Annotated in this window: 14 protein-coding genes; 10 read left to right on the forward strand and 4 right to left on the reverse strand. The window is 73.1% G+C overall.

From position 1 onward, the window contains the following. The first annotated feature begins 333 nt into the window (after window positions 1–333). Window positions 334–1,812 carry an amidohydrolase family protein gene (locus tag VFZ92_RS08020; protein ID WP_330875165.1) on the forward strand — a complete coding sequence of 493 codons (1,479 nt, stop codon included), beginning with the start codon at window positions 334–336 and terminating at the stop codon, window positions 1,810–1,812. 34 nt (window positions 1,813–1,846) lie between these two features. Here VFZ92_RS08020 and VFZ92_RS08025 read toward each other — a convergent pair whose 3' ends face one another. Then, on the reverse strand, window positions 1,847–2,299 hold the full coding sequence (locus VFZ92_RS08025) for a hypothetical protein (protein WP_330875166.1): 453 nt from the start codon (window positions 2,297–2,299) through the stop codon (window positions 1,847–1,849). 223 nt (window positions 2,300–2,522) lie between these two features. Here VFZ92_RS08025 and VFZ92_RS08030 point away from each other — a divergent pair, with 223 nt between their 5' ends. Next, on the forward strand, window positions 2,523–3,692 hold the full coding sequence (locus tag VFZ92_RS08030) for a 4-hydroxybenzoate 3-monooxygenase (RefSeq protein WP_330875167.1): 1,170 nt from the start codon (window positions 2,523–2,525) through the stop codon (window positions 3,690–3,692). Between the two features lie 17 nt (window positions 3,693–3,709). Further along, the gene (locus tag VFZ92_RS08035; RefSeq protein ID WP_330875168.1) at window positions 3,710–5,353 is read left to right on the forward strand and encodes a methyltransferase; all 1,644 of its coding nucleotides are present in this window, start codon (window positions 3,710–3,712) and stop codon (window positions 5,351–5,353) included. Here the strand turns inward: VFZ92_RS08035 and VFZ92_RS08040 are convergent. After that, entirely contained in the window at window positions 5,350–6,114 is a 765-nt protein-coding gene (locus VFZ92_RS08040) for a GAF and ANTAR domain-containing protein (protein WP_330875169.1), read from the reverse strand. The genes VFZ92_RS08035 and VFZ92_RS08040 overlap by 4 nt on opposite strands. Window positions 6,115–6,287: 173 nt before the next feature. Between VFZ92_RS08040 and VFZ92_RS08045 the strand changes: the two genes are divergently transcribed. Then, window positions 6,288–7,187 carry an SAM-dependent methyltransferase gene (locus VFZ92_RS08045; RefSeq protein WP_330875170.1) on the forward strand — a complete coding sequence of 300 codons (900 nt, stop codon included), beginning with the start codon at window positions 6,288–6,290 and terminating at the stop codon, window positions 7,185–7,187. A gap of 108 nt (window positions 7,188–7,295) precedes the next feature. After that, window positions 7,296–7,910 carry a hypothetical protein gene (locus tag VFZ92_RS08050; protein ID WP_330875171.1) on the forward strand — a complete coding sequence of 205 codons (615 nt, stop codon included), beginning with the start codon at window positions 7,296–7,298 and terminating at the stop codon, window positions 7,908–7,910. Between the two features lie 10 nt (window positions 7,911–7,920). On the opposite strand, the gene VFZ92_RS08055 is transcribed toward VFZ92_RS08050, so the two are convergent. Continuing rightward, the gene (locus VFZ92_RS08055; protein ID WP_330875172.1) at window positions 7,921–9,117 is read right to left on the reverse strand and encodes an oxygenase MpaB family protein; all 1,197 of its coding nucleotides are present in this window, start codon (window positions 9,115–9,117) and stop codon (window positions 7,921–7,923) included. A gap of 180 nt (window positions 9,118–9,297) precedes the next feature. On the opposite strand from VFZ92_RS08055, the gene VFZ92_RS08060 reads away from it, so the two are divergent. Genes VFZ92_RS08060 through VFZ92_RS08075 form a run of 4 tightly spaced genes read left to right on the forward strand, consistent with a single transcriptional unit; the run spans window position 9,298 to window position 13,649 of the window. Next, the gene (locus VFZ92_RS08060) at window positions 9,298–10,923 is read left to right on the forward strand and encodes a succinic semialdehyde dehydrogenase (RefSeq protein ID WP_330875173.1); all 1,626 of its coding nucleotides are present in this window, start codon (window positions 9,298–9,300) and stop codon (window positions 10,921–10,923) included. Further along, window positions 10,920–11,402 carry a DUF4334 domain-containing protein gene (locus tag VFZ92_RS08065; RefSeq protein ID WP_330875174.1) on the forward strand — a complete coding sequence of 161 codons (483 nt, stop codon included), beginning with the start codon at window positions 10,920–10,922 and terminating at the stop codon, window positions 11,400–11,402. The genes VFZ92_RS08060 and VFZ92_RS08065 overlap by 4 nt, the downstream gene beginning before the upstream one ends. Then, window positions 11,399–12,451, forward strand: coding sequence for an alcohol dehydrogenase catalytic domain-containing protein (locus VFZ92_RS08070; protein WP_330875175.1), 1,053 nt, complete (start codon window positions 11,399–11,401; stop codon window positions 12,449–12,451). Before VFZ92_RS08065 ends, VFZ92_RS08070 begins: the two co-directional genes overlap by 4 nt. Window positions 12,452–12,485: 34 nt before the next feature. Next, complete coding sequence (locus VFZ92_RS08075) at window positions 12,486–13,649, forward strand: acyl-CoA dehydrogenase family protein (protein WP_330875176.1); 1,164 nt, start codon at window positions 12,486–12,488, stop codon at window positions 13,647–13,649. A 16-nt stretch (window positions 13,650–13,665) separates the two neighbouring features. Here the strand turns inward: VFZ92_RS08075 and VFZ92_RS08080 are convergent, their stop codons facing one another. Next, the gene (locus VFZ92_RS08080) at window positions 13,666–15,240 is read right to left on the reverse strand and encodes a long-chain-fatty-acid--CoA ligase (protein ID WP_330875177.1); all 1,575 of its coding nucleotides are present in this window, start codon (window positions 15,238–15,240) and stop codon (window positions 13,666–13,668) included. A gap of 206 nt (window positions 15,241–15,446) precedes the next feature. On the opposite strand from VFZ92_RS08080, the gene VFZ92_RS08085 reads away from it, so the two are divergent. Continuing rightward, a partial coding sequence (locus VFZ92_RS08085; protein ID WP_330875178.1) for a helix-turn-helix domain-containing protein occupies window positions 15,447–16,206 on the forward strand: 760 nt, incomplete at its 3' end.

The following is a 16,206-nucleotide window of genomic DNA, read 5'->3' on the forward strand; positions in this document are numbered from 1 at the left end:
GATGTTCGAGAACCCGGTTCGGATGCTTTCGAGTGATATGGATCACGCCGGACAACTTCTCCTGGTTCAATTCGTCGGTAGTGCGTCCGTGCAGCTCAGGGGATTCCGAATAGAGGTTTCGGCGATCAGCCCGTCTCGAATGATGCGATGAGATCGGGGCGGACGCGGCGCATTGGTGCTCTCCGGGTAATTCGACGGAAAATAGGGTGTGAAAACTCGTCAGCCGGTTCTCGCGCCGTCGCCACGGGGTCCCGGCGGCACGTGATCCGCGATCCCGAAGTACATTCCGAACACCGGGTCCCCCCCGGCCGCGCCGGCGAAAGGCACAGGCACATGACTGACATCGTCTTCCGTCGCGGCCGGGTCGTGGACCCCGCCTCCGGTCACGACGCCGTCGCGGACGTGCACGTCCGCGACGGCCGCGTCGAGGCGGTCACCGCCGACCTCGGCCCGGTGGAGGGCGCGACCGAGATCGACGCGGAGGGGCTCGTGGTCGGGCCGGGCTTCGTCGACCTGCACAGCCACGTGCACTCCGTGGCCGGGCACCGGCTCCAGGCGATGGACGGCGTCACGACCGCGCTCGACCTGGAGGCCGGTCTCATGCCGCTGCGGCGCGCGTACGCCGACGCGGCGGCCGACGGGCGTCCCCTGAACCACGGCTTCTCGGCGTCCTGGACCGGTGCGCGGGCCAGGGTCCTGGCCGGGGTCGAGCCCGACGCGAGCCGCGGCGGGATGCTGTCCGTCCTCGGTGTGCCCGCCTGGCAGGCGACCTCCACGCCCGAGCAGCTCGACCGGTGGCTGGGCGTGCTGGAGGGGGAACTGGCCGACGGCGCGCTGGGCATCGGCGTGCTGATGGGGTACGCGCCGCACTCGGACCCGGCCGAGTTCGTCGCGGTGGCCCGCCTGGCCGCCCGCGCGGGCGTGCCCACCTTCACGCACGTGCGGGAGATCGTGGAGGCGGACCCGTCGACCCCGGTCGACGGCAGCGAGGAGATCGCGGTCGTGGCGGCCGAGACGGGGGCCGCCATGCACCACTGCCACGTGAACAGCACCTCCCGGCGGCACGTCGACCGGGTGCTGGCCACCCTGGACGGGGCTCGCGCCGCGGGCTCGCGGGTCACGGTGGAGGCCTACCCCTACGGCGCGGGCAGCACCGGCGTCGGCGCGTACTTCCTCGAACCGGAGCGGCTCGCCCGCTGGGGCATGACCCCGCGCGACATCACGATCCTGCGGACCGGTGAGCGCGTCGCCGACGAGGCGAGGCTCCGGGAGCTGCGCGCCACCGACCCCGGCGCGGCCTGCGTCCTGGCGTACCTCGACGAGGACAAGGCCGTCGACCGGGAGCTGCTCCTGCACTCGCTGGCGTTCCCGGACTCGATCGTCGCCAGCGACGCCATGCCGGTGGTGTGGCCCGACGGGACCAGCGAGAGCCTCCGGTGGCCCCTCCCCGCGGGCGGGAGCACCCACCCGAGGACGGCGGGGACGTTCGCCAAGTCGTTGCGGCTCATGGTCCGCGAGACGGCGACGTGGACGTGGTCGGAGGCGTTCCGGAGGTGCTCCTACCTCCCCGCGCGCGTCCTGGACGACGTGGCCCCCGCGATGCGCGCGAAGGGCAGGCTCTCGCCCGGCGCGGACGCCGACGTCGTCGTGCTGGACCCGCGGTCGATCACCGACAACGCCACCTACTTCGACTCGGTGCGCCCCTCGACCGGCGTGCGGCACCTCCTGGTCGGTGGCACCCCGGTGGTGCGCGACGGGGTGCTCGACCCGACCGCGTTCCCCGGCAGGCCCGTGCGGGGCGAACCGCGCTGAGCACGGCCGCGGCGCGCGGACCCTCGTGGTGGGGTCAGCGCAGCCCCTCGGCCACCTTCCGCAGGCCGTCCTTGATCAACCGCCCGTACTCGTCGTCACCGAGGGCGTCGATCGTGGCCCGCGCCTCGTCGAGGTGCTCGCGGGCGCGGTCGAGGTCGCCCAGCTTGCGGTAGCACTCGCTCAGGTTCAGGTGCAGCGACGGGTACAGGCCCGCGACCGTGAGCGGCACCCCGGCTTCCGCCACCCGCTCGTCGGTCAGCAGGGCGACGGCCGCCAACGCCCGCAGGTCCCAGACCAGCTCCTCGCGCACGTCGTCCTGCACGTCGGCCATCGAGTGCGCGAGCGTGCAGACGTGCAGGGGATCACCCCGCTCGCCGCCGATCTCCTCCCAGAGCCGCGCGAACGCCAGCCGAGCGGCGTCCCGGTCACCCCCGTGGCCGAGCTGCGCCGCCTCGCCGATCCGGACGAGCGTCGGCTCCGTGATCATCGGCAGTCCCCCCGGTCCCGTTCGCGGCGAGGATCGTACCGACCCGCCGGTCGCGGGTGCCACCCCCGCCGGCAGGCGCGAGCGAGACGGCCGCACACGATGGAGTGATCATCTTCTCGGCGGCGGCGAGCCGGCTGGCACGCGCGTCGGCCGGTGAGGTCCAGTGCTGCCGCACAGGGACCCGCCGCGGCGGCGTTCGGGAGCGGAGAAGGGACCGGAAGGCGTGGTCGACCACACAGCCGTGCTCATCGTGGGCGCGGGGCCGGCGGGGCTGGTGCTGGGCAACCTGCTGCGGGCGGAGGGGATCGAGACCCTCGTCGTCGAGCGGGCCGAGGCGGAACGGGTGCGCGCCAGGGCGAGAGCGGGGTTCCTCGGCCCGCACAGCGCCAGGGTGCTGGCGGAGCACGGGCTCGGTGCCGGGATGCTCCACGGAGGACGGTCGCACGGAACGTGCGCGTTCCGCGACGGGAACGGCGAGTTCGAGCTGGACTACGCCCGGCTGGGCCGCGGCGAGTCGCACACGGTGTACCCGCAGCAGGACCTCGTCACCGACCTGATCGCGGAGTACCTCGACCGGGGCGGCGAGCTGAGGTTCGGCGTCACCGCCACCGCCGTGGACGCGCGGACGGCCACGATCGCCTACCGCGACGCGACCGGCACCGGCCGGCTGAGCGGCCGGTTCCTCGCCGGGGGCGACGGCGGCAACGGCGTGACGCGGCGGGCCGTGCCCGCGGCGGCGGCCCGGTACCGCCAGGACCACGGGGTGGCCTGGCTCGCGGTGCTCGCCGAGGCCCCGCAGAGCATGGCGGCGGTCACCTACGCCGTCCACGACGACGGGTTCGCCGGCCACATGGCGCGCAGCCCCGAGGTGACGCGCTACTACCTCCAGGTACCGCCCGACGACGATCCCCTGGCCTGGACGGACGACCGGGTCTGGGCCGCACTGGACACCCGGATGCGGACCGCCGAGTTCGGCCCGCTGCGCCGCGGCAGGATCACCGAACGCCGGATCGTGCACCTGCGCTCCGAGGTCGTCGACCCCCTCCAGCACGGCCGGATGTTCCTCGTCGGCGACGCGGCGGGCGCGATCAGCCCGGCGGCTGCCAAGGGCGCCAACCTGGCGATCATGGAAGCCGAACTGCTGGCCCGCGCGCTCGTCGACGCCCTGGTCCGCGACGACCACGCCGCGCTCGCCGCGTACTCGCGCACCTGCCTGCCGCGCATCTGGCGGGCGCAGGAGTTCTCGCGCTGGATGATCGAACTCCTGCACGCCCCCGCGGCCGGCACCGCCGACGCGGCCTTCCAGCACGCACTGCGCCGCGCCCGGCTCGACGGCCTGCGCGACTCCCGCGCCCACCAGAACCTCTTCGCCGAGAACTACACCGGCATCTGATCGAACGGGGAACCACCATGATCACGACAACACCACCGCTGCTCGCGACAGCCGACCTCGTCCGCGTCAGCGCGGCGATCGACCTGCTCGGTGCCAACGACACCGCGTCGGTCCTCGCCGCGGCCCTGCCATCGCTGGACGAGGAGCACCGCGCCACCCTGGCGGGGCACGTCACCGTCGACCACGTCGCACTGCTGGTCTTCCCGGACACCCTGGAGGGACTGGCCGACGAGCTGGCCGCGCGGGGGATCCGGACCGGCGCGATGACGCCGAGCGTGGTCGTCCGCGAACGGCTGAGCAGCCGGTACGGCGTACCGCAGCACGAGCTTGAGGTCGGCATCCTGCGCGCCCCGATCGCCGACCGCACCGGTCTGCCGCGCGAGCTGGAGATCTTCGCGGTGGCGACGCCACCGGGGCTGGAGCACATCGCCGAGGACGAGCGCGAGCACGGCAGGGAGAACCACGTCGCGCTGACCGTCCGGCGACCCGATCCGGTGCTGCTGAGCGGACTGCGCGCGACCATCGCCACCGCGATGCGCCCGGACGGCGGCGGCCACAACGGCTACGAGAACTCCACCGTCCTCTACTTCCGCGACGCGCACGGCACCGACCCGGCGTTCCACAGGCTGGAGCTGGTCTGCGCGGGCCGGTTCCCGAGCCTGCTCGCCACCCACCGGCGCGAGTCGTGCGCGGGCACCGCGCTGCTGCACCTGTTGACCGGGGCGTGGGCGACGCAGGCCATCGCGACCGCCGCCGAACTCCGGCTGCCCGACCACCTCGCCACGATCGACGACCTGCCGGGCCTCGCCACCGCCACCGGGGCCGACGAGCACAGCCTTGGCAGGCTGCTGCGCTACCTCGCGGCGCTCGGCGTCGTGCACACGTCGGGAGACCGCCACGGCCTCACCGAACTCGGCGCGCTGCTGCGCTCCGACCGCACGGGCTCGATGCGCCCGCTCGCGCTGATGTACGGCGGCCCGTTCTACCGCTCGTTCGCCGCGCTGCCCGACGCCGTCCGCAGCGGCGGCGAGTCCTACGCGAAGGTCTTCGGCGCCCACCACTTCGAGCACATGGCGGCCGACCCGGACCTCGCCGAGCTGTTCCACCGGTCGATGGCCGCGGGCGACGCCATGTTCGAGGGCGTCACCGGGGTCTTCGACTTCTCCGGAGCGCGCACGGTCGTCGACGTGGCGGGCGGCAACGGTGAACTGCTGCACCGGGTCCTGTGCGCCAACCCCGCGCTGCACGGCGTCCTGATGGACCGCCCGCACGCGCTGGCCGCGGCGCGGACGCGACTGGCCGACGTCGCCGACCGCGTCACCCTGGTGCCCGGCGACTTCACCGAGTCCGTTCCCGGCACCGGTGACGTCTACCTGCTGTCCCGCGTGCTGCACGACTGGGACGACGAGCGGTGCCGCGCGATCCTGGCCACGGTCGCGCGGGACGTGCCCGCCCACGCCGACCTGCTGGTGCTCGAACGCCTGCTCCCGGAATCGGGGGCCGTCGACTCGCTGGCCGTTCCGTGGGACGTCCACATGCTGTGCAACACCGGGGGGCGCGAGCGCACCGCCTCCCACTACCGGGCGCTGCTGGCCGACGTGGTCGAGACGCACGCGCTGCCGCTGGACGCGCACCTCGTGCACGCCCGCCGCCGCGGCTAGCGCTCCAGCCGCGCCGGTGCCGAGGCCGTCGTGACGCCGTGGTGGTCGAGCGCTTCCCGCAACCGGCCCTGCTCGTGCGCTCCCACCAGGTCGGACGCGATGTCCCGCAGCTTGCGGTTGGACGTCTGCGACGCCGTGCGCAGCAGGGCGAAACCGCCGTCGGTGTCGCAGGAGAAGTGGCGCATCAGCAGGCCCTGCGCCAGACCGATGGTGTGGCGGGTGCTGAGCGCCGTCGTCAGGTGCCGCACCATCCGCCCGCTGCGGTGCAGCACCTCGATGTTGTCGAGGGCGACCCCGGCGTGCAGGGCGATCAGCATGATGACGTCGTAGGAGTGCTCGGTGAACCGGCGCGGTTCGCGGGACAGCAGGGTCACCGCCGCCGCGGGCGCGCGTTCGGTGGGCAGGGGGAGCACCAGGCAGCCGCGGTGGCCGTGCGCCGCCAGCCCCGAGGAGAACCGCGGCCACCGCTGGTCCTCGGCGGTGTCGTCCAGTCGGCGCGGCTCGCCGTAGCGGAGCACCTCGTGGATCGGGTTCTCGTCGGTCGCGACGGTGAGCGGCGCCTGGCCCGTGCTGACGGCGACCTCGAAGCCGTCGTCGCTGCTGACCGCCAGGAACGCCAGGTCGCAGCCCGCCACGCTGGCGACCAGGTGGTCGGTGAACCGGCGCGCGACCGCCTCGTGGTCCTCGTCCTCGACCAGCCTGGTCATCTCCGCCAGCTCGGAGGCCAACTCCGGCACCGAGACATCCGGTTTGGTGGTCATCAACGCACTCCTCGGCGGTGCGGCCCGCCGATCGGCGCTCGGCGGGGCAACGGGTGGAACCGGGATGCTGCGCTGTTGAACACCCACCGGCCGCCCAGCTTAGTGGCGCGGTCGTGTGGGGGCCTGCCGGGTGCCGCACACTCGGACGCAGCGACCACGCGGAGGGAAGACCTGTGAGCACGGACGGCATCGCCGACTCCTACAACGACAACAGCGTGCTCTTCCGGGTGCTGGAGCAGGCCGGGTGGGGTGACCTGGTCAACGTCGGCCACCTGACCTGGCCGACGCTGCCGCTCGCGCTGGGCGGCCTGGGGTGGTTCCAGCGCAGGCTGGTCCGCCGCTCGCTAGCGCTGCTCGACGCGCGGCCGGGTGAGGTCGTGCTGGACGCGTGCTGCGGGCGCGGGTACACCACGGCGCGGCTGGCGCGGCAGGGCTGCCGGGCGCTCGGCGTGGACGTCCAGCCCGAGCAGGTCGCCGAGGCCAGGACGCGGTTCGGGCACGTGCCCGGCGCCCGGTTCGCCGTCGTGGACGTCACCGCGCCCCCGGCCGTCGCGGGTGGGGTCGAGCTGTCCGACGGGGCGGTCGACCGCGTCCACTGCCTGGAAGCCGCGTTCCACTTCGGGGCGGCCGGTCGGCGCGCGTTCCTGGCCGAGACCCACCGGCTGCTGCGTCCGGGGGGCAGGCTCGTGCTGGTCGACTTCACGTGGCGGGACCCCGATCCCACGACGATCACCGCGCTCGACCCGGACGGGCTCGTCCGCGGCACGTGGCACTTCGAGGAGTTCGAACCGCTCGACCGCTACCTCACCACCGCGGCCGACGTCGGGTTCGCCGTGCGCGCGGCGCACGACTGGACGCCGCACGCGCTGGCCCACTACGGCCGTGCGGTGCCGGTGCTGCGGCGGGTGCTGTCCACGCGGGCCGGGCGCCGGGCGGTGGTCCGGTTCCGCCCCGCGTTGGCCGGTCTGTCCACTGCGGACTGGGCGCACCTGGTCAGGGTCCTGGACGCGCACGTGGCCGCGCTGGTCGAGCCGTGCCGCTACACGGCGCTCGTGCTCGACAAACCCGTGTGACGAATCAGCTCCGCCCGAACGACCGGCCGCCGGGCAGCGCGTCACACCAACCGGTGATCACTGGCCGGCACCGCCACGTCCGGCACCGCCGCGACCTACGCTCCCGCCATGGCCACCCCCACGCCACCGCTGCTCGCCCGCGTCGTGACGGAAGTGTTCGCGCCGTGGGTCCTGGTGTTCAGCCTGCCGGGTCTGGTGGCGTGGCACGCGACCCGCAGCGTGGTGCCGTCCGTGGTGTGGGGTCTGGTGATCGGCGTCACCGGCTCCCTGCTGCCGATGGTCGTGGTGGTGCTGGGGGCGCGGCGCGGCCGGTGGCACGGCCACCACGTGACCGACCGGGAAGGCCGCCTGGTCCCCCTGCTGACGTGCGTGCTGTCGCTGTGCGCGTGCGTCGCCGCGCTCGTGCTCGGCGACGCGCCGGACCGGGTCGTGGCGCTGGTGCAGTCGATGCTGCTCAGCGCCGTGGTCGGTGTCGCGGTCACGTTCGCCGCACCGGTGCCGGGCGGGTGGGGGTGGAAGGTGTCGGTGCACGCCGCTGTCTCCTCGGGAGCGGTGGCCGTGGCGGTGGTGGTGTTCGGGGCGTGGGCACTGGTGTTCGCGCCCGCCGTCGTGCTGGTCGGCTGGTCGCGGGTGGCGTTGGGGCACCACACGGTCGCGCAGGTCGTCGGCGGCGTGGTGCTGGGGTCGGTGGTGGGTGGGCTGTCGTTCTGGGGGCTGACGTGACCGCGGCGGGTCAGGGGCGGTTGCCCGTGGGGATGGTGATGAGGGTGGTCGTCGGCGAGGAGACCTTGTTGAGGAACAGCATCGCCAGCGCGCGGATGAACTGGTCGAACACGTAGAACCCGACGGGCACGACGGGGATCAGCCCCTCGCGGAACGCGATGTAGGCGGGCCACCCGGTGCGGACCAGCGCCGCCGCCGCGAGGTCGCGGCGCAGGCCGAGCCAGTCGCCGATCGCGTCGCTGAGCACGTAGCGCACGAACTCGTTGATGAACCCGCGGGTGACGCCGAGGTCGATCTGCGCGGTGAGCCCGAGCAGGTCCTCGGCCAGCTCCCGGCCCTCGAAGGAGGGGGCCAGGATCGGGGTGAGCACCTGCGCGGCCTGCGCGTCGGCGGCGGCCCACGTCTGGGGGATGAACTCGTCCCGCACGCCGAGCAGGTGGATGGCGACCTGCCACATGTGCAGGAAGGCGTCCTCCTCCGCGGCCGTCATCGGGACGCGCCACTCGACCAGCTTGCGGTGCACGAAGGTACCGAGGCTGTGGAAGGTGACCAGGATGTCGCCGTTGCTGATCGGGATGCCGTTCTGCTCGTCGGCGACCGCCGACCAGTGCGGCGACCGGGGGAGCAGGTGCCGCACGGCGGCGTGCACCAGGCGCGTCTTGTTGGCCGTGACCACGAACTGGCCGCTCGGTTCGAACGCGTTCAGGTCGCTCAGGTCGTAGCCGAAGGTGAAGGTCTTGGCCGCGCGGTCCTGCATGTCGGCTCCGCCCGCGGACCAGTACACCGACTTGGCCTCGCGCGGGATCACCGTGCTCATGATGCCGCTGCCGAGGCCGTACAGCATGAACAGGTAGGTGTCCTTGCGCCGGTTGAAGTCGGCGGCGAGGCGCAGCTTGGCGCGGTCGGCCCAGGAGGGCAGGGTGTTCGCCCGCTGGAGGTGGGTGGCGAGGTCGGTCGGCAGGCCGCTGGGCAGCGGGTCGTTGTTGTCGACCCACGGGCGCATCGCGGTGTTGACCGCCGGGACCCGGCCGGTGTCGAGGAGCGTCGCCATGATCCGGTCGATCTCGTCGTCCCACACCCACCACGGGTCGGCACCGGCCGCTGAGGCCCCCGCCGGGGAGGCCAGGGCCGGGGCAACGCCCGCCACCCCGACCAGACCCAGCGCGACGCCGAGTGAAAGTACGTTCCTACGGCTGAGATCGCTCATTTACATACCTAACTTCCCTGGTAGGTATATGCAGTTGAGGCAAGGGTTTTCGCCGTACTGGAGCTGTTGAGACTCTTGATCCGAGACGAGATTTCTCGTTAACATATCGAAGCTGGCTGCCCGTCGGCAAGGGCATCTGCCAGGTAACCCGAACCGGTCCGCTACTCCAGAGGAGCCCGCATGGCCAGGGAACAGGTCCGGATCGCGGCGCCCGAGCGCGCCACGGCGGCGGCTTCTCGACCGGGGTGGGTGACCGACGAGGTGGTCGCCCGCTGGTGCGCGTGGGTGCGCCGGGACGTGACGCGGCACGGGGGGCCCGCACCGGAACCGGTGACCGCCGTCGCGCCCTACGACCTGTCGCCGACCGCGTCCGTCCCCGCCTGCGCACCGGCCGACGTGGAGTTCGCGGTCGCGGCGGCCGGGAAGGCGCAGCGGGAGTGGGCCGCGACGTCGGCCGCGCGCCGCCGCGAGGTCGTGCTCGCCTTCCACGACCTGCTGCTGCGGCGGCAGGAGCAGGTGCTCGACCTGGTCCAGTGGGAGACGGGCAAGGCCCGCTACCACGCCTGGCAGGAGGTGGCCCAGGTCGCGGCCATCGCCCGGCACTACGCGCGCCGCGCCCGGCACTACCTGGCACCCCGCCGCGTGCGCGGGATGGTGCCCGGCCTGACGAAGGTCAGGGAGGTGCGGGTGCCCAAGGGTGTCGTCGGCGTCATCTCGCCGTGGAACTACCCGCTCTACCTCGGGGTCGGTGACGTGCTGCCCGCGCTGCTCGCGGGCAACGCCGTCGTCTCGAAGGCGGATTCCCAGACCGCGCTGACCGTGCTGTGGACCAGGGCGCTGATGGCCGAGGCTGGCCTGCCGGACGACCTGTGGCAGGTCGTGACCGGGTCGGGGTCCGTGGTGGGGACGGCACTGGTCGACGCGGTCGACTTCGTGTGCTTCACCGGCTCGACCGCCACCGGTCGCGCGGTGGCGGAGCGCGCGGCGCGGCGGCTCGTCGGCGCGTCCCTCGAACTGGGCGGCAAGAACCCGCTGATCGTGCGGGAGGACGCCGACGTCGCCGCCGCGGCGGCGGGCACGGCGGTCGCGGCCTTCACCAACAGCGGGCAGATGTGCGTCCACGTCGAACGCGTCTACGTCCACGAGGCGGTCCACGACGCGTTCCGCGACGAACTGGTGCGGATCACCGGGGCGCTGCGGCTCGGGCGGTCCTACGACTACTCCTCGGACATCGGGTCGCTGGTCTCGCCCGCGCGGCTGGCCGCCGTCGAGGCGCACGTCCAGGACGCCGTGGCCAAGGGGGCGAGGGTGCTCGTGGGCGGCCGTGCGCGGCCGGACGTCGGCCCGCTGTTCTACGAGCCGACGGTGCTCGACGGCGTCACGCCCGACATGGCCGTCTTCGCGGAGGAGACGTTCGGCCCGGTGGTCTCGCTGTACCCCTACGCCGCGGGCGGCGACCCCGTCGCGCTGGCGAACCTCGGGACCTACGGCCTGTCGGCGTCGATCTGGTCGCGCGACAGCCGCGAGGCGCACCGGCTGGCCGAGCGGATCCGCTCCGGGGCGGTCAACATCAACGACGGCGCCGCCGCCGCGGCGGGCAGCGTCGAGGCGGGCATGGGCGGCATGGGCGACAGCGGGCTCGGCAGGCGCCACGGGGCCGAGGGGATCCGCAAGTACACCGACAGCCGGACGATCGCCGCGCAGCGGCTCAGGCCGCTGGGTCCACCGCCGACGTCGTCCGCCGCCGGTTTCGTGCACCGCACCAACCGGCAGCTCGTCCTGCTGCGCCGCCTGGGGCTGCGGTGAACGGCGCCGGGGAGTCGGTGCGGCAGCGGTGGTCGGACCTGCGCACCGCGCCGGGCCCGGTCGACCCGCGCCTGCTCGACGCCCTGTGGGCGGACCTCGACGTCGTCGACGCGTCGTCGGTCCTCGGTTCCTGGCGGGGTTTCGCCTTCCCGACCGGCCACCACGTCGAGCGGATGCTGACCAGCAGCCGGTGGTACGGCAAGCGCTTCACCGCGCTGGACGACGCCCAACCGCTGATCTGCCAGGCCCTGGACGGCAGCCTCTACTCCGACACCGCCGCGGGCGGTGGCGAGGCCAGCCTGTGGAACGTCGAGTTCCGCGGTGAGGTCACCGCCACGATGGTCTACGACGGCATGGCCGTCCTCGACCACTTCAAGCGGGTGGACGACAACACCCTGATGGGCGTGATGAACGGCAAGCCGAGCCTCGTGCTCGGCGGCGGTGGCGAGCACTTCTACTTCGGCCTGGAACGCGAGTGAGGACCTCGGTCCTGCTCTCGCGCGGCTCCGCGCCCAGCGAGGTCGTCGAGGCCGAACTGGACGGTCCGCGCCCGAACGAGGTGGTCGTCCGGATCGAGGCGGTTGGGGTGTGCCACACCGACCTCAGCACCCGGCGGGCGCTCGGGAACCGGCCCGCGGTGCTGGGCCACGAGGGGTGCGGGGTCGTCGAGCGGCGGGGCGCGGACGTCGCCTCCCCGGCGGTGGGGAGCCGGGTGGTGATCTCCTTCGCGTCCTGCGGCGGGTGCGGGTCGTGCCGAGCGGGCCTGCCCGCGCACTGCGCGTCGGCGACGGCGCTCAACGGCTCGGGGCGGCGGCCCGACGGGTCGCCGACGATCCTGGTCGACGGTGAGCCGGTGTTCGGGGCGTTCTTCGGGCAGTCGTCGTTCGCCGCGGCGGCGGTGGCCGACGCCCGGTCCTGCGTCCCGGTCGGCGACGTGCCGCCGGAGGTCGCCGCGCCGCTGGGGTGCGGGTTCCTGACCGGTGCAGGCGCGGTCCTCAACGTCCTGCGCCCCGTGCCCGGCGACCGGCTGCTGGTGGTCGGCTGCGGGGGAGTGGGCGCCGCCGCGGTGCTGACCGCCCTGTCCGACGGCGTCGAGGTCGTCGTGGTGGAGCCCGTCGCGGCCCGCCGCGACCTCGCCGCGCGGTTCGGGGCCACGGCCGTCGCGTCCCTGGACGACCCGGTGCCGGAGGTGACCCACGCGCTCGACACCACGGGCCGCCCCGAGGCCGTCCCCCGAGCGCTGGGTCTGCTGCGACCGCGCGGTGTGCTGGCCCTGGTCGGGCTCGGGCCCTCGCGGGCGACCCTCGACGTGCGGTCGCTGGTGCTGCGCGGGCTCCAGGTGCGCGGGTGCGTCGAGGGCGACGCCGAGCCGTCGATCCTCGTGCCCGAACTCCTCCGGCGGTACCGGCGGGGCCGCCTCCCCCTCGACCACCTGGTGACGACGTACCCGTTGGCCGACTTCGACCGGGCGGTCGCCGACCAGCGGGCGGGCGCGGCGCTGAAGCCGGTGCTCCTGCCGCCCCGGTGAACCCCGAGCACGAGAGTTCTGGATTGGAGTCCGGATGACGAGTGTCTTCCCCACCGAGCGGTCGCTCTACGACGACGACCACGAACTGCTGCGCGACACGGTCCGCGCCTTCGTCGACAAGCACGCCGCTCCCCACGCCGAGCGGTGGCGGGCGGAGGGCAAGGTCGACCGCGAGCTGTTCGAGGAGGCCGCCAGGGCGGGCATCCTCGGCTTCACCATCCCCGAGGAGCACGGCGGCGGTGGCATCACCGACTACCGCTTCAACGCGGTGATCGGTGAGGAGTTCTCGCGCAACCCGGTGTCGGACGGGCTCGCGGGAGTGGCGCTGTCCAACGACATCGTGGTGCCCTACTTCACCGATCTGACCGACGACGAGCAGAAGGCCCGCTGGCTGCCGGGCATCGCCGCGGGCAAGCTCATCGTCGCGGTGGCGATGACGGAACCGGGCACCGGGAGCGACCTGGCCGGGATCGCCACCACCGCCGTCCGCGACGGGGACGACTACGTCGTCAACGGCAGCAAGGTCTTCATCTCCAACGGGCAGAACGCCGACCTCGTGGTCACCGCCGTCCGAACCGGACCCGACCGGCACCGCGGGATCAGCCTGCTGGTCGTCGAGGCCGACCGCGAGGGCTTCTCGCGCGGGCGCAACCTGGAGAAGATCGGCCTGCACGCCCAGGACACCAGCGAGCTGTTCTTCCAGGACGTGCGGGTGCCCGCCGCCAACCTGCTCGGCGAGGAGGGGTCGGGTTTCCTCGGCCTGATGCGCAACCTGCCGCAGGAGCGGATCTCGATCGCCGCCAACGCCGTGGCGTCCGCCGAGGGCGTGCTGGAGCGCACCCTGGCCTACGTCAAGCAGCGCACGGCGTTCGGCAAGCCGATCGGGTCCTTCCAGAACACCCGCTTCGAACTGGCCGAGATGGTCACGGCCGTGCGGGTGAGCCGGTCCTACGTGGACGACCTGCTCGCCAGGCACGTCCGCGGCGAACTCGGCGCGGCCGACGCCGCGGCGGCGAAGTTCTGGACCACCGAGCAGTACGTCGACGTCGTCGGGCGGTGCCTGCAACTGCACGGCGGGTACGGGTACATGACCGAGTACCGCATCGCGCACGACTACCTCGACTCGCGCATCAGCACCATCTACGGCGGCACCACGGAGATCATGAAGGAGATCGTCGGCCGGGACCTGGGCCTGTAGGTCCCGGCCGGCGGCCTCAGACGCGTTCCCGCACCCGCTCCTCGTCCAGGGTGCGGAGCGCGCCCTTCACGACCTTCCCGCCCGCGTTGCGGGGGAGCGCGGCGACCACCGCCAGGTCCTTGGGCATCTTGAAGGAGGCGAGCCTGCCGTCGAGGAACCCGATCAGGTCGTCCAGGCCGAGGTCGGCCCCCGGCACGACGGAGACGAACGCGACCGGGACCTGGCCCCAGCGCTCGTCCGCCCTGCCGACCACGGCGACCTCCGCCACCGACGGGTGCTCGACGATGGCGTGCTCCAGTTCGGCGCAGTAGATGTTCTCCCCGCCGCTGATGATCATGTCCTTCTTGCGGTCGACCACCCAGACGAAGCCCTCGTCGTCCTGCCGCACCAGGTCGCCGGAGTGGAACCAGCCGCCGGCGAACGCCTCCGCGGTCTCCTTCGGCTTCCGCCAGTACCCCTTCGTCACGGTGGGCCCCCGGTAGACGATCTCGCCCACCTCGCCGGGGGCGACGTCCCGCATGGAGTCGTCCACGACGCGGTACTGGACGGTCGGGATCGCCCTGCCCACGGAGCCGAGCTTGCGCACCGAGTCCTCCCCGCTGAGCACGCAGGTGATCGGCGAGGTCTCGGTCTGGCCGAACACGGCCACGTTCACGGCGCCGGGGAACTTCTCGGCCATGGCGAGCAGCGTCGCCCGGCTCGCGGGCGCGGCGCCCCAGCTGATGATCCGCAGCTTCAGGTCGCGCTCGGCGACGTCCGGCTGCGCGCAGAGCAGGTCCCACTGCTGGGGGACGTTGAACACGACGGTGGCGCCCTCGCGCTCGTAGGCGTCGAGCACCGCCCTCGGGTCGAAGGCGCCCAGCGGGTGGATCACGACGGTGCTGCCGAGGAGGAAGTTAGCCACGATCGAGCCCAGGCCCGCGATGTGGAAGAACGGCGCGGTCAGGAAGGCCACGTCGGAGTCGTCGACCATCGTCATCGCCCGGATGCAGGTGAGCGCCTGCAACTGGAGGTTGCGGTGGGACAGCATCACCCCCTTGGGCTCCCCGGTGGTGCCCGAGGTGTACATGATCAGCGCCGTCGACTCCTCGCTGACGTCGGGCAGCTCCATCGGCTCGGCGCCCGCCAGGAACTCCTCGTAGGCGAGGCGGCCGTCGGTCGCGCCCGACCCGCCGACGACGACCACCGTGCCGATCGACGCGGCGAACGGGGCGGCGTCGAGCAGCGGCAGCAGGCGCTCGTCGACGACGACGGCCGACGGCTCGCAGTCGACCAGGACGTGGTCCAGCTCCAGCGGCGCGAGCCGGAAGCTGAGCGGGACGGCCATGGCGCCCAGGCTGTTCGCCGCGAACACGCTCTCCACGAACCACGGGTGGTTCAGGGTCAGCAGCGCCACCCGGTCGCCCTCGCCGACACCCCGGTCCGCCAGGGCGGCGGCCAGCCTCAGCGACCGCCGCGACAGCTGGGACCAGGTCGTGGTCCGCCCGAGGTGGCGCAGCGCGGGTTTGTCCGGTCGCATCACCGCGTGGGTGGCCGCGTGCGCCATCCAGTGGTGGCGGAAGGACCAGGCGGGAACCTCGGGGATCGACATGGCCACTCCTTGAGCGCCGGATCGGTGGGGTCGCGGCGTCAGTATGCCGGTCGAGTGGCTGGTTGAGAAGGATTATGTTAATCGAGAGTCACGCGGCGGCCGGGTGGTCGCGAGCAGGTGCCGGGATGGCTCCGGAGCGGTGGTCCGGTTCGTGGTTGACTGGCCCGCATGGCTCCGTGCCCTCCTCCGTCCGCCGAGGTGCCGTCGTGACCGCCGGGTCGACCGCGGACGTCCGCCCGCGCAACCGCAGGCAGCTCATCGTCGACGCGGCCGGACGGGTGTTCAGCGAACACGGCTACCACGCCGCGTCCATGGAGGAGATCGCCGCCGTCGTGGGCATCACCGCGGCGGCCCTGTACCGGCACTTCCCGAACAAGTACGCGCTGTTCGCCGAGTGCGCGAACGTCATGGCGGACCGGCTCGTCGCCGCGCTCGACGAGGTGCCGCCCGCGGCGGCGCTGACCGACGTGCTCGCCGTCATCACCGGCGTCACCGTCGCCCACCGCGCCTCGGGCGGCGTGTACCGCTGGGAGGCCCGGTACCTCAACCGCGAGGACCGCCACGTCCTCAGGGGCAAGTTCGCGATCGTCGTGGAGCGGGTGGCCGACGCGGTGCGGCGCGAGCACCCGCTGCCCGACGAGCACCTGCGCGCGGTGGCGGCCCTCGGCGTGATCGGGTCCATCACGATGCACCACACCTCGATCGCACCACGCCGGGCCGAAGAACTGCTGGTGAAGTCCGCCATGGGCGCGGCAGGGACCGACCCCGCAGCCGCCACCGGACGCGCCCGCCGCGTCGAGCTCCCCACGCAGCCCGTGCCCCGCACTCGACGCGCGGAGATTCTCGCGGCCGCCATCCCCTTGTTCGAGCGGGACGGGTTCGCCAACGTCACGAACGGCAGGATCGCCGAGGCCGTGGGGCTGGTCCCCTCCGCGCTCTACCGCTACTTCGCAGGCAAAGCCGACA

Source organism: Umezawaea sp., from assembly GCF_036375055.1.
Taxonomy (GTDB): Bacteria; Actinomycetota; Actinomycetes; order Mycobacteriales; family Pseudonocardiaceae; genus Umezawaea.